At 30.4% G+C, this 13,573-nt stretch carries 7 protein-coding genes; 3 read left to right on the top strand and 4 right to left on the bottom strand.

All coding sequences use genetic code 11. The annotated features are described in order from the left end of the window. Window positions 1–2: 2 nt before the first annotated feature. The 3 genes from ACFQ0S_RS03025 to ACFQ0S_RS03015 form a co-directional block, all read right to left on the bottom strand. A complete protein-coding gene (locus tag ACFQ0S_RS03025) occupies window positions 3–545 on the bottom strand; it encodes a heme NO-binding domain-containing protein (protein WP_379753739.1) in 543 nt (180 codons plus the stop codon). Between the two features lie 2 nt (window positions 546–547). After that, complete coding sequence (locus ACFQ0S_RS03020; RefSeq protein ID WP_379753785.1) at window positions 548–961, bottom strand: response regulator; 414 nt, start codon at window positions 959–961, stop codon at window positions 548–550. Window positions 962–1,287: 326 nt separating this feature from the next. Next, window positions 1,288–1,647, bottom strand: coding sequence for a hypothetical protein (locus ACFQ0S_RS03015; protein WP_379753736.1), 360 nt, complete (start codon window positions 1,645–1,647; stop codon window positions 1,288–1,290). 1,026 nt (window positions 1,648–2,673) lie between these two features. On the opposite strand from ACFQ0S_RS03015, the gene ACFQ0S_RS03010 reads away from it, so the two are divergent. The 3 genes from ACFQ0S_RS03010 (at window position 2,674) to ACFQ0S_RS03000 (ending at window position 12,990) form a co-directional block, all read left to right on the top strand. Beyond that, the gene (locus ACFQ0S_RS03010) at window positions 2,674–3,756 is read left to right on the top strand and encodes a hypothetical protein (RefSeq protein ID WP_379753732.1); all 1,083 of its coding nucleotides are present in this window, start codon (window positions 2,674–2,676) and stop codon (window positions 3,754–3,756) included. Window positions 3,757–4,523: 767 nt separating this feature from the next. Next, on the top strand, window positions 4,524–6,935 hold the full coding sequence (locus tag ACFQ0S_RS03005; RefSeq protein ID WP_379753728.1) for a leucine-rich repeat domain-containing protein: 2,412 nt from the start codon (window positions 4,524–4,526) through the stop codon (window positions 6,933–6,935). Then, window positions 6,883–12,990 carry a T9SS type A sorting domain-containing protein gene (locus ACFQ0S_RS03000; protein ID WP_379753725.1) on the top strand — a complete coding sequence of 2,036 codons (6,108 nt, stop codon included), beginning with the start codon at window positions 6,883–6,885 and terminating at the stop codon, window positions 12,988–12,990. The genes ACFQ0S_RS03005 and ACFQ0S_RS03000 overlap by 53 nt, the downstream gene beginning before the upstream one ends. A gap of 348 nt (window positions 12,991–13,338) precedes the next feature. Here ACFQ0S_RS03000 and ACFQ0S_RS02995 read toward each other — a convergent pair whose 3' ends face one another. Then, window positions 13,339–13,509, bottom strand: a complete 171-nt coding sequence (locus ACFQ0S_RS02995) for a hypothetical protein (RefSeq protein WP_379753722.1) — start codon at window positions 13,507–13,509, stop codon at window positions 13,339–13,341. Window positions 13,510–13,573 lie beyond the last annotated feature (64 nt).

The raw sequence follows: 13,573 nt of genomic DNA, 5'->3' as shown, positions 1-13,573 counted from the left end.
TCTTACCAACTTATCTTGAAAATCTCATGTGTATCTCCTTTATAGCGTGTTTTTAGCAATTCAATAGTAGTCTTTGTTGCAAACATGATGCTTAAACCTTGAATGAGTCCACGTACAAACTCCTGTAGACCTTCTCTTTTGGAGAAGTAATGCAACTGCAAGCTATTCTCTTGTATATCGGTCACTTTAAATTCAGGTGGTGTTAATTTCGGATAAATTAACATCACTCGATTATGAAATGAAGGTAGGTTTTTTAAAAAATCTTGCAAAGTAGATCCACCTGATTCCATCAATCCACTATATTTATCTTTGGTCGTTTTGATCACCCACCATTCTCCAAATGCAATTAAGACTTCCGGTATGGTCATGTTCATTTCTTCAGAAACCGCAGTTGCAAGTTTAAAAGTAACATCATCATCATAAGCTTCATCGCTAATAAAGAAATCATGTTCGATGCCACTTTTCTCTCTTATTAAGTCCCATTTCTCTTCCCCGAAATTAGTCTTTACTAGGTCTTCTATAGCTTTATTTACAATTCCGTACATAATTATTGAGCTATGATTTCATTAGTAGTCCAATATGCCAGTAATTTTTTTATTCTGTCAACATAATCTTCATACTTTAGTGGTTTGAGAATATATCCGGCAATTCCAATCTTATAACATTCTAAAATATCTTTATTGTTGTTTGAAGTAGTAAGAATTATAGCGGGGATATACTTTAACGTATCATCGCTTTTTAAAATTCTTAGAAATTCTTTTCCATTGAGTTTGGGCATATTTAGATCTAAAACTATGATATCAGGAATTATTTCTTTTTCCTTTAAAATATGTAGCGCATCTTCACCATTTTCGGCTTCAATAATGACATGATTTAATCCTGATGTTTTTAAGACCCTATTGAATTTTATGACCTCAATAGTATCGTCTTCAATAAACAGTATTTTTAGTATTTTCAGCATTTCTAGTTTCGTCATTTATTAATCAAAAATAGTAAATTTATTAACACATAGCTTTTAAAGTCGCATTAGAATTTAAGAAAAGGCAAAAGAGTAATAGTTGGTCAATTTTTTAATGTTTGATTTAGAGTTCTCAAATTTTAGAGCTCATAATGTTGAGGTTAATTCTTATTGGTTTAACGTATTGATTATTTTCTTGATTCTCATGAAATACAAAATAAAAGGCTATAACTATGTGAATTTAGTTTTTTGCTTTTTTTATAATCTATCAAAATATGTTCTATAAAATTGTAGAGTAATATATTTTGTTGTAAAATTTAATATGAAAATTAAAGCAACTTTTTTAGTTTTAACTGAAAATCAAGTTCTCTTATGATATTTTTTTTAACATCATCATTAAAATCAAAAATTACGATATTATTCGACATCATACTGCTAATCTGGAACTCAAAAAGCCTAACAGAAGTAATCACATATAGATTTTTGAAGAGTTCAGAGGAGTTCAAAAAGAAATGAAAATCTTCAAGGGTATTGATTGTAAAAAATGCAGCTGCATAATTATTATTACTATCAGGTATAATTTTTTTTCTTGTAGTGTAAGACTCTATTTCAAAGTGATCAGAGTAACTTTTTTTAAGTAAATAATTAAAACACATATCTTTATCATATACAAATATTTGTTTTTTCATTTGGAATAATTAAAAATCGTAATGTTAATATAGTTTTTGATTTTGTTTTTTACTAGTTCATTTTAAGGCTGTTATTTCGAGAAATAACTTTACATCGGCTGTAGTTTTAATACTTAAGATTTATTTTGTAGAGTATTCTTTACTTTCTTCCATACTTATGTTTGAAATACTCTAACTAATCTAATTATTATTTATAATCAATAGTTTTTTTTATTAACTTGAGGCTGACATCATCTCATTGCTTGAAAACCAGTAGCTATCACTATCCTTAATCAATCCTTTGTTTATTTTAAGCACATCTCGTTTAACGTCTTCAATATCAACGTTGTTAATCTGTATTTTGACAAAACTATAATCTTTAAAAATGAGAATTAGGTTGTAATTGTAATCCCAATGTTTTAATGAAAATAAAAAGAAGATGCCAGAGAACAGAAAAGAAAAAATCCTGACAATTTCGAAAATCTCACTAATAAAGAATGCTATAGAAAAACAAAATATCGAACTCAAAAGGAGAATGATATTTAATTTTAGATCTCTCTGTTTTAAAACCCTCAACTTCTTGACTTGATTGAGGTTATACACATTGATAATGCCTTTATTATTAATGCAGAAATGGTTTTCGTTGGTTTTGTAAATTATCATCATAATTATGTATTTGGCTCTGGTAACACTATCAAAATTAACTTAATTGAATTTTACTTCGTTTTTATTTCGACAGATAGCAATATATGTATGTCAAAAGGTCTTAAAAATTAGTTAAACGGTTATTTATTTTAAGTAAATACTAGCTTTAATTCATTATAATTACATATTATGGGCTTTGTCTAAGTTTTGAAATTGCAGTTTAATTTCACAGTCATTTTTTTTTATTGAATCCTTTATGATTGAATGGTATATTCAATGAATTAAAATAGCCATTTGTCTACATATATATGCTTTTGGTATACACATATGGTCTATTTGTCGAAATTTTAGTAATGTTAGATAAGATATAATCTAATTTAGTTCTATTAAAATTCAAAATATATGGCAACAGATACATTTTTTGAAATCAAAAAAAGAGTTGTGCTTTTTGCAATATTTTCATTTTCTGTCGTTTCTTTCGGACAAGACAATCAACTTAGTACTTTAGCTAAGTCACCTCAAATCAATTTACAAGAAAGGACTTATGCGGGTGTGGAACATAACAATACAGATACAACTAGAAAAAAAAGTTCAGATGAAAAGTTATCTGAAGAAGAGTATTTAATAAAACTTTCTAAAGATTATCGAACAGTTTCAACAGCAAACGATGCTAATTTTTTAGGGGTTCCCAACAATGGTACAATGCATATTGAAATGAAAGAGGGATACAATATGGTTGGAAATCCATACCCTTCAGCTGTTAATGTTCATAATTTTATAGATAGCAATGCAACAATTAATGGGACACTTTATTTTTTAGATAAAGTCAATACTGATGTTGCAGCAAATTCATATGCAACATTGACCAAAATCGCTTATGTTTCTAATAGTAATAAAGAGGATTTGTCTATTGGCTATTTTAAAGAGGGAGATGAGTCTAACTGGTTTATAAACATTGCACAGGGTTTTTTTGTGAAAGCAACTAGTGATTCAAAGCTGATTTTTACCAATAGTATGCGAAGAATTACCCAAGCTAATCCAGATTTTGTGAATTCACAAACAGTAACACCTCAGAAGGGATTGTATTGGCTGAATTTGAGTAAAAATAACGGTGTTTATAATCAAATGGCGGTAGGTTATAGTTCCAAAGGTACTTTAGCAGAAGACAAAGGGATTGATGGGAGAAATATTAATCAAGATTTTTACTTAACAAGTTTAATTGATGGTAATTATTATTCCATTCAGGGAAGACCTGAATTTACTTCTGACGATATCGTCCCTTTATCCTACAGCGTCGATGTTTCGGGTACGTATACTATTGCTATTGATCATACCGTGGGGGTATTTAAAGAGGGTTCGCAAAATATTTATATAAAAGACAAACTCAAAAATAAACTGCACAATTTAACTAATGATTCATATACTTTTTTCTCTAAGGAAGGAACTTTTGTAGACCGTTTTACAATCGTATACGAACCTCGTTAATGTATATTGATGAGATGGTAATCATCTTCTGCTCTAATTGAAAAATACTACCACAGAATAATGAAAAAACTCTAGAAACGCTATAATTATTCACTTCTTAAGAGTTCCAATTTACTATAAATAAGTTTCTTTATTGTTAAATCAATTGATGATATTGCGATTCATTAATTAGCCCAACTACTCTCGATTTTTATTTTGGAGAGAAGGAAAAAACATAAATAACGAAAAATGGTAAAGAGAGCGGTTTAAGTTAACAGAAGAAAGGAGTTCGAAAAAATGAAATTAATTAGCATTAAAGAAAAACATTTATCTTTGAAATAATTAACGGAATATCTTCTTAACAAAAGTTCACGATAGTTTGAAGAGACACACATAATCATCTATTGAATTCTTTTTATTTAGAACTATCTTTGTTGCCTCGGTGAAAGTCTTTAAAATTTATAATATTGCAGAAAATCAAAAAAGTAATATTCTTGTTTTAAACAATTGATTAGTATTGCTTTATAAATTTTGTAATACAAATTGGAATATTTTTATATCAAATAAATCTAATAATCCCTTAATCAAGGTATTATTTTCTAAAGTGTCTAAGTAAAAAAATGTTAGGTTTTGATTTTACAAACGCATACTTTTCTTACTAAAAAAAATCGATGAAAAACCATATTGTTCGGTGAATTGATTTTTATTTATTTTTCTTTATTTTCAGCATTGTTTATTTAAAATTTAACATTTTCTTCGCGAGAATTTTATTTATAAAAACACAAGTCATGAGAAAAAAGGTACTCCTTCTTTTTATTTTTACAACTACCTCTATTTTTGCACAATACACCTTAATTCCTGATGCTAATTTTGAGCAAGCCTTAATAGCACAAGGTTATGACAGCGGCGCAATAGACGGAAAAGTTTTGACCGCAAATATTAATAAACTAACCTATTTAAATGTTGACGTTAAATCTATTTTTGATTTAACAGGTATTCAGGATTTTGTTGCTTTAACAAATTTGTCTTGTAATAATAATCAATTAACAAGTTTAAATGTCAGTGGATTGAAGGCTTTGACATTTTTTGATTGTTCTTTTAATCAATTAACAAGTTTAAATTTAAGTGGATTGACGGCTTTAATTTCTTTGAATTGTTATTATAATCAACTAACAAGTGTAAACTTAAGTGGATTGAAGTCTTTAGAATATTTGAATTTTAATAATAATCAATTAACAAGTTTAAATGTAATTGAATTGACGGCTTTAACATCTTTTCAATTTTATAACAATAAATTAACAACACTAGATGTAAGCGAAAATACGGCATTAACTAAATTAAATTGTAGCGGAAATAATTTAACAACATTAGATGTTAGTAAAAACAATTTATTAGATTTTTTAAATTCTTCTTACAATCAATTAACAATATTAGATGTTAGCAATAATAATATGTTGTCTTATTTAGTATGTACTAACAATGAACTTACTAAATTAGATGTAAGTAAAAATATCTTACTGAAGATTTTTAATTGTTCACTTAATCAATTATCCATCTTAGATGTTAGTAATAACATAGAATTGATAAACTTGGGATGTAGTTACAATCAATTAACTGCGTTAGATGTTAGTAATAACATTGCACTGACGGAATTGTTTTGTTTTTCCAATCAATTAACATATTTAAATTTAAAGAATACCAATAATTCAAAATTGACTCATTTGAATTTTTTACAAAACCCCAATTTATCTTGTATACTAGTAGATAATAAGAACTATGCTGACAATGGCTGGCAAAATTATAAAGATAATACAACAAGTTACGAAGAAAATTGTTCACCAGGATTCGGTTACACGCTCATTCCCGATGTGAATTTTGAAAATAAATTAATAAAATTAGGTCTTGATAATGTGCAAGATGGAAAAGTTTTGACTTCAAAAATTAATACTGTGACTTACTTAGATGTCTCATCTTTTATCGGAGGAATTCAAATCACTGACTTAACAGGGATTCAGGATTTTATCGCGTTAAGAGGATTGTTTTGTCCATACAATAAATTAACTTCCCTAGATGTTAGTAAAAACACTGCATTGAGTTATTTGTACTGTCCCTATAATCAAATAACCTCTTTAGATGTAAGTAAAAACAGTGCGCTAAATAGTTTAATTTGTTCCTACAATCAATTAACCTACTTGAATATAAAAAATGCAAATAATCTTAATATGAAAAATGACTATTCATATAGTTATAATTTAGATTTCATGGGAAACCCAAACCTAAGTTGCATTCAAGTCGATAATAAGTATTATTCGGATAATAAATGGCAATTTTATAAAGATTATACCGCAAGTTATCAAGAAAGTTGTGGCGGATCAGGATATACTCTCATTCCCGATGTAAATTTTGAAAATAAATTAATCGAATTAGGTCTCGACGGTGGTACTGCTGATGGCCAAGTCTTGACCTCATCTATTAACACTATAAGCGTGTTGGATGTTTCTTCAAGCGCCATTACTGATTTAACAGGGATTCAGGATTTTGTGGCATTGACAAATTTGAATTGCAATAGTAATCAATTAACAACATTAGATGTAAGCAGAAACAATTTATTAACTAGTTTTAATTGTGCAAACAATCAACTAACCTCTTTGAATATAAAAATTCCAAATTACTATGGCGTAACTTATTATAATTTTTTACAAAACCCCAACTTAACCTGTATTAAAGTATATAATAAGTTATGGGCAGATGAATACTGGGAAAATTATAAAGATCTTACTGCCACTTATGAAGAAATTTGTCCCAATTTTCCTGAAGCAGGATATACGTCCATTCCCGATTTTAATTTTGAATCTAAATTAATTGCATTGGGAATAGATACAGGTACTTATGATGGTAAAGTCTTGACTTCATACATCAATACTCTAACTTCGTTAGATGTTTCTTATGTTGATGGTTTTACAAGTTCAAATGGTATAATTACTGATTTAACAGGAATTCAGGATTTTGCGGCATTGACTTCATTGGATTGTGGTCGCAACTCATTATCTACATTAGATGTTAGTAAAAACATTGCATTGTCTAATTTGTTTTGCTATAACAATCAATTAACAACGCTAGATGTAAGTAAAAACATCAAACATCGAATTGACTTATCTGGATTGCAGCGGCAACACATTAACTACATTAGATGTAAGTAAAAACATTTCATTGACCGCATTGCGTTGTGAAAATAATCAATTAACTAAATTAGATGTTAGTAAAAACACTGCATTAAATGGTTTGGTTTGTTCCAACAATCAATTAAGCTATTTGAATTTAAAAAATACAAATTTAATTAGTTATGGGTATAATAGTTTTACTCAAAATCCAAATTTAACTTGCATACAAGTAGATGACAAGGTTTATTCAGACACCAATTTACTATACGTTAAAGATGCAACTGCCTTTTATGAGGAAAGTTGTGCATCATTTTACACACTTATTCCAGATGTAAATTTTGAAAATAAATTAATTGAATTAGGTTTCGACAGTGGTACTGCTGATGGTGAAATTTTGACTTCTTCTATTAACACTATAACCTTTTTAGATGTTTCTTCGAGCAACATAACTGATTTAACTGGAATTCAGGATTTTGTGGCATTGACTGATTTGAATTGCAATAGCAATCAATTAACAGCTTTAGATGTTAGTAAAAACAGCGCATTAACTAGTTTGGATTGTGCAAACAATCAATTAACAACATTAGATTTAAGTAAAAATACTGCATTAATAAGTTTGTATTGTAATATCAATCAATTAATCAATTTGAATTTAAAAAACACGAATAATACAAATTTGAATAAAGATGGCTATAGTAATTTTGCGGATAACCCAAATTTAAAATACATACAAGTAGATAACAAGGTTTATTCAGACACTTATTGGCAATATTATAAAGATACTACAGCAAGTTATCAAGAAAGTAGTGTATCAGGATATACAATCATTCCCGATGTAAATTTTGAAAATAAATTAATTGAATTAGGTTTCGACAGCGGTACCGCTAATGGCGAAGTATTGACCTTTTCTATTAATGGTATAGCCGAGTTAGATATTTCTTCTAGCGGTATCACTGATTTAACAGGGATTCAGGATTTTGTAGCATTGACAAATTTGAATTGCAATAGCAATCAATTGACGAGTTTAAACTTGAGTGGGTTGCAGGTTTTAGCAAGCTTGACTTGTGAAGGTAATCAATTAACAAGTTTAAACGTGAGAGGACTGAAGAATTTAAGATATTTGTATTGTAAAGAAAATCCGTCATTATCCTGTATTCAGGTCGCTAATAAGTATTATGCGGATAGTAAATGGCAAAATAATAAAGATATTACCGCAAGTTTTCAAGAAAGTTGTTCAGGATCAGGATACACGCTTATTCCCGATGTAAATTTTGAAAATAAATTAATTGAATTAGGTTTCGATAGTGGCACTGCTGATGGCGAAGTGTTAACTTCATCTATTGATACTATAACCGTGTTAGATGTTTCTTCGAGTGGTATTACTGATTTAACAGGGATTCAGGATTTTTCAGCATTGACAAATTTGAATTGCAAAAGCAATCAATTAACAACATTAGATGTCAGTAAAAACAGTGCATTAATTAGTTTGGATTGTGCAAACAATCAAATAACCTCTATAAATATAAAAAATACAAATAATTCAAACATGACTTATTTAGATTTTTTACAAAACCCCAACTTATCCTGCATTCAAGTAGATAATAAGTTATATGCAGATACTAATTGGGAAAATTATAAAAATACAAGTGCTACTTATGAAGAAATTTGCACCAATTTTATAGAACCAGTATATACGCTCATTCCCGATATTAATTTTGAATCTTATTTAATTGAAGCAGGTTTAGATAAAGGTACTTTTGATGGAAAAGTCTTAACTTCAGCGATTGAAACTGTGACTGATATGGGTATTCCTGGTAGGAATATTACAGATTTAACAGGGATTCAGGATTTTGCGGCATTAAAGGAATTGTTCTGTAATAATAATCAATTAACAACACTAGATTTAAGTAAAAACATCAAATTGACTTTTTTGAATTGTGACGAAAATCAATTAACAACACTAGATGTAAGTAAAAATATTTCATTAAAGTATTTGAGCTGTATTTTAAATCAATTACCAACATTAGATGTAAGTAAAAACATCGAATTGACTTTTTTGAATTGGGCCGGAAACAATTTAACTGAATTAGATGTTAGTAAAAACATTTCACTTGAGGGTTTGATTTGTGGTTCCGGTCAATTAACCACCTTAGATTTGAGCAGTAACACTAAATTGGCTTCTTTGTATTGTAGCGGTAACAAAATAACAAAATTAGATCTAAGCAGTAACACTACACTGGCTTATTTGTATTGTGATAACAATCAATTAAAAACACTAGATGTAAGTAAGAATAAAGAATTAAAAATTTTAAATTGTAATAACAACCAATTAACTAGTGTAAATATAAAGAACATAACGAAGCTAATTAGTTATAATTCAAGTTTTAAACAAAATCCCAATTTAACTTGCATACAAGTTGATGACAAAGCGTATGCAGACAGTAATTGGGCAGGGTTTAAAGATGCCACTGCCTCTTATGAAGAAAGTTGTCCTAATGTACCTGCAACAGAATACACGCTAATTCCGGATGCTAATTTGCAGCAATTACTAATCAATCTAGGAATTGTTGATGCGGTGTCTGATGATAAAGTCTTAACTTCAGCAATTGAAACTGTGACCTATTTAGATATTTCTTCCAGCAATATTACTGATTTAACAGGGATTGAGAATTTTACAGCATTGACAGCATTGCGTTGTGAAAATAATCAATTAACAACCTTAGATCTTAGTAAGAATCTTGCCTTAACTACATTGGATTTTAGTGGCAATCAATTAACGTCCGTAGATCTTAGTAAGAATCTTGCCTTGACTACATTGGATTTTAGTGGTAATCAATTAACGTCCATAGATGTTAGCAATAATTTAGCCTTGACAACATTAGATTTTAGTAACAATCAATTAACGTCCATAGATGTTAGCAATAATATAGCATTGACTACATTGGATTTTAGTAACAATCAACTAACAGTCTTGGATGTTAGCAATAATATAGCATTGACAGAATTGAATTGTAGCAACAATCAACTAACAGCCCTAGATGTGAGTAAAAATATAGCCTTGACGGCTTTGTGGTGCTCTTCTAATCAAATAACTCCTGTAGCTGTTAGTTCAAGAAGTACAATTAGTACCTTTAATAATTCCAATCAACTCTCTTTCTTAGACGTAAGTAATAACCCTGCATTGCAGTTGTTGTCTTGTGGTAGCAATCAATTAACCACCTTAGACGTAAGTAAAAACCCGGCATTGACATTCTTATCTTGTGGTTCCAATCAATTAACCGCTTTAGATTTGAGTAATAACAGTGCATTGACGAATTTGTTTTGTGATTCCAATCAATTAACCTATTTGAATATAAAGAATACAAATAATTCAAATATGACTGAATTGAATTTTGCGCAAAATCCCAATTTGTCTTGTATACAAGTAGATGACAAAGTTTATTCAGACACCAATTGGGCAGGTTTTAAAGATGATACGGCTACATATAATGAATTTTGTTCGGGATGCGATGATAAAGAAACACAAGCGACAAAGCCAGAAATAGCGTGTTACGAGACAGCTACATTAAATACCACTACTTGTCAGTGGGAGGTAACAGGTACGCAACCGGTAAAGCCAGATACAGCATGTTATGAAACTGCTACCTTCAATACTACTTCATGTGATTGGGATATTGCAGGAACGCAAGAACCTAAACCAACTGACTTAGCTTGTTACCAATCGGCTGCTTTTGATACTGCAAACTGTAAATGGGTGGTTTCTGGAACGCAAGACCCTAAACCAACTGACTTGGCTTGTTACCAAACGGCTGATTTTGATACTGCAACCTGCAAATGGGTAGTTTCTGGAACGCAAGACCCTAAACCAACTGACTTAGCTTGTTACCAAATCGCTGATTTTGATACCGCAACTTGTAAATGGGTGGTTTCTGGAACACAAGAACCTGAACCAATTAATTTAGCTTGTTACCAATCGGCTGCTTTTGATACGACAACTTGTAAATGGGTAGTTTCTGGAACGCAAGACCCTAAACCAACTGACTTGGCTTGTTACCAATCGGCTGATTTTGATACTGCAACTTGTAAATGGGTGGTTTCTGGAACGCAAGAACCGAAACCAACTGACTTGGCTTGTTACCAGTCGGCTGCTTTTGATACTGCAACTTGTAAATGGGTGATTTCTGGAACGCAAGAACCGAAACCAAATGACTTAGCTTGTTACCAATCGGCTGCTTTTGATACTGAAACTTGTAAGTGGGTGGTTTCTGGAACGCAAGAACCTAAACCAACTGATTTAGCTTGTTACCAATCAGCTGCTTTTGATACTGAAACTTGTAAGTGGGTGGTTTCTGGAACGCAAGATCCTGAACCAACTAATTTAGCTTGTTACCAATCGGCTGCTTTTGATACTACAAACTGCAAATGGGTAGTTTCTGGAACGCAAGAACCTAAACCAACTGAATTAGCTTGTTACCAATCGGCTGTTTTTGATACCGCAACTTGTAAATGGGTAGTTTCTGGAACGCAAGAGCCTAAACCTTCTGACTTAGCTTGTTACCAATCGGCTGCTTTTGATACTGCAACTTGTAAATGGGTAGTTTCTGGAACGCAAGATCCTGAACCAACTAATTTAGCTTGTTACCAATCGGCTGCTTTTGATACTACAAACTGCAAATGGGTAGTTTCTGGAACGCAAGCACCTAAACCAACTGACTTAGCTTGTTACCAAATCGCTGCTTTTGATACCGCAACTTGTAAATGGGTGGTTTCTGGAACGCAAGAACCGAAACCAACTGACTTAGCTTGTTACCAGTCGGCTGCTTTTGATACTGCAACTTGTAAATGGGTGGTTTCTGGAACGCAAGAATCGAAACCAACTGACTTAGCGTGTTACCAATCGGCTGCTTTTGATACTGTAACCTGTAAATGGGTGGTTACTGGAACGCAACCATTGAAACCAACGACAGCATGTTACCAAACAGCCACATTCAATACTACTAAATGTCAATGGGAGATAACAGGTACACAGCCATCGGCGCCTTCTGTTAGTTTCATAGATAATTGTAATGGGACTTGGACTTTAACTGCAAGCGGATACACAGGCAGTTTAGTATGGAATACAGGATCAACAACTCCTTTACTTACTGTAAATTCTACTGGTGTGTATTCTGTGAAACAAATAATTAATGGATGTGATAGTCCAACTAAAAGCATTAGCATATTTAAAACGTGTTTTGCAAGCAATGCCGACATTTTTCGTACAGGAACTACCTGTAGTGATTACAGACAAAACACTAAGAAAAGATTATTAAATAATCTTTGTTACTCTGTAACCAGAAATAGAATAAAAACAGTTACTCCAGAAGTTTTCTTTTATTACACTTCTATTGTAGCTCCTAGCTCAAAATTTACTATCAAAGTAACTGAAACAAAAGCTACTTCAATTCCAGCTAACCAATACAAATTGATGTCTATACAAGCTTCAAATCAAATAGTATTATGGAATCCTAATTGCAATAAACTGTCCGATGCAGGCGTTCGTAGTGGTTCAAATAACTCTCAAGGCAGTTTGACAATTTTTAATGCAGTACCAGGTGCAACTTATGTGTTATCTGTGAAATATGAAACAAAATCATTACAAGGAGATGCTTTTACAGGCAGTATTGCACCAAAAGTTACTTATAGTTTCTCAACTAGTATTGATAATTTGAATGATGGTATTGCAAATAATTATATTTTGCTTCCAAATTCTCAAACTAGTATAGACTTAGTTTCTAGTTGTTCAGTTGTAGATTCAGTTGCTAGAACATCACAAATTTCTGAAGTAATGACTTCAAGTTTTAATGTTTATCCGGTTCCGTTTAAAGATGAATTATATGTAAAATATAATATCGAGAAAGATACCAATGTTTTAATTGAAATCTATGACATCAGAGGTGTTTTACTTCAAAAGGAGAACGATACAAATGGATATAATGACAAGGAAATCAGGTTAAATGTCAAATTCTTAAGGAAATCAGGACAAGTATATTTTCTTAGAGTTACTACTGATAAGGGGAGTGAAACCAAAAAGATAGTTTCAATTATTGAATAAAAATAAAAATGGCTCATTTATGAGCCATTTTTTTTATGAATTATTTTTTTGTCAAATCGTTATATGATGTGGTTTTAGACAGTTTTACAACCACGTATAAAAAGCTACTTTTATTTATAATTTTTCCTTGAATAAATTGCCATTTATTTTTAGGTGAATTCAAAATAAAAAAGTAAAAAAAATGCTTGAAATATTGAATATATGATAATCTATTATCAATAACATTATCTTTAGCTTTATCAATTATTAGAGTACTATTACTTTAGATTCTTTTGTAATTTCTAAATCATTTTCAAACTCATAAGTACATATGCTGAATTTAGAATTAATTTGTTTAAATTTAATTTCTTATCGATTGGAAGAATTAAAATCAGAATTAAAATGATATTTAAAATCATCAATAGATACTCTGATGCCTAAACTCTTTTTAATTTTTTTACCATTATTAAAAGATTGAATACTAAGAATTCCAAAATCATCATTTGCATTCTTTTTATTTAGAACTATCTTTGTTGCCATAGAATACGTTTTTTCAAATTATGATTACAAAATAAATGTATCAAATGTGCACATTAAGTGGGAA

Origin of the sequence: Flavobacterium myungsuense (genome assembly GCF_042677265.1) — a bacterium.
Lineage (GTDB): Bacteria > Bacteroidota > Bacteroidia > Flavobacteriales > Flavobacteriaceae > Flavobacterium > Flavobacterium myungsuense.
This window is presented reverse-complemented; position numbering and strand designations above follow the sequence as displayed.

Coding starts and splice junctions, on each gene's coding strand:
- ACFQ0S_RS03020 (WP_379753785.1), bottom strand. CDS start 961: ATGCTGAAAATACTAAAAATACTGTTTATTGAAGACGATACTATTGAG.
- ACFQ0S_RS03010 (WP_379753732.1), top strand. CDS start 2,674: ATGGCAACAGATACATTTTTTGAAATCAAAAAAAGAGTTGTGCTTTTT.
- ACFQ0S_RS02995 (WP_379753722.1), bottom strand. CDS start 13,509: ATGGCAACAAAGATAGTTCTAAATAAAAAGAATGCAAATGATGATTTT.
- ACFQ0S_RS03005 (WP_379753728.1), top strand. CDS start 4,524: ATGAGAAAAAAGGTACTCCTTCTTTTTATTTTTACAACTACCTCTATT.
- ACFQ0S_RS03025 (WP_379753739.1), bottom strand. CDS start 545: ATGTACGGAATTGTAAATAAAGCTATAGAAGACCTAGTAAAGACTAAT.
- ACFQ0S_RS03015 (WP_379753736.1), bottom strand. CDS start 1,647: ATGAAAAAACAAATATTTGTATATGATAAAGATATGTGTTTTAATTAT.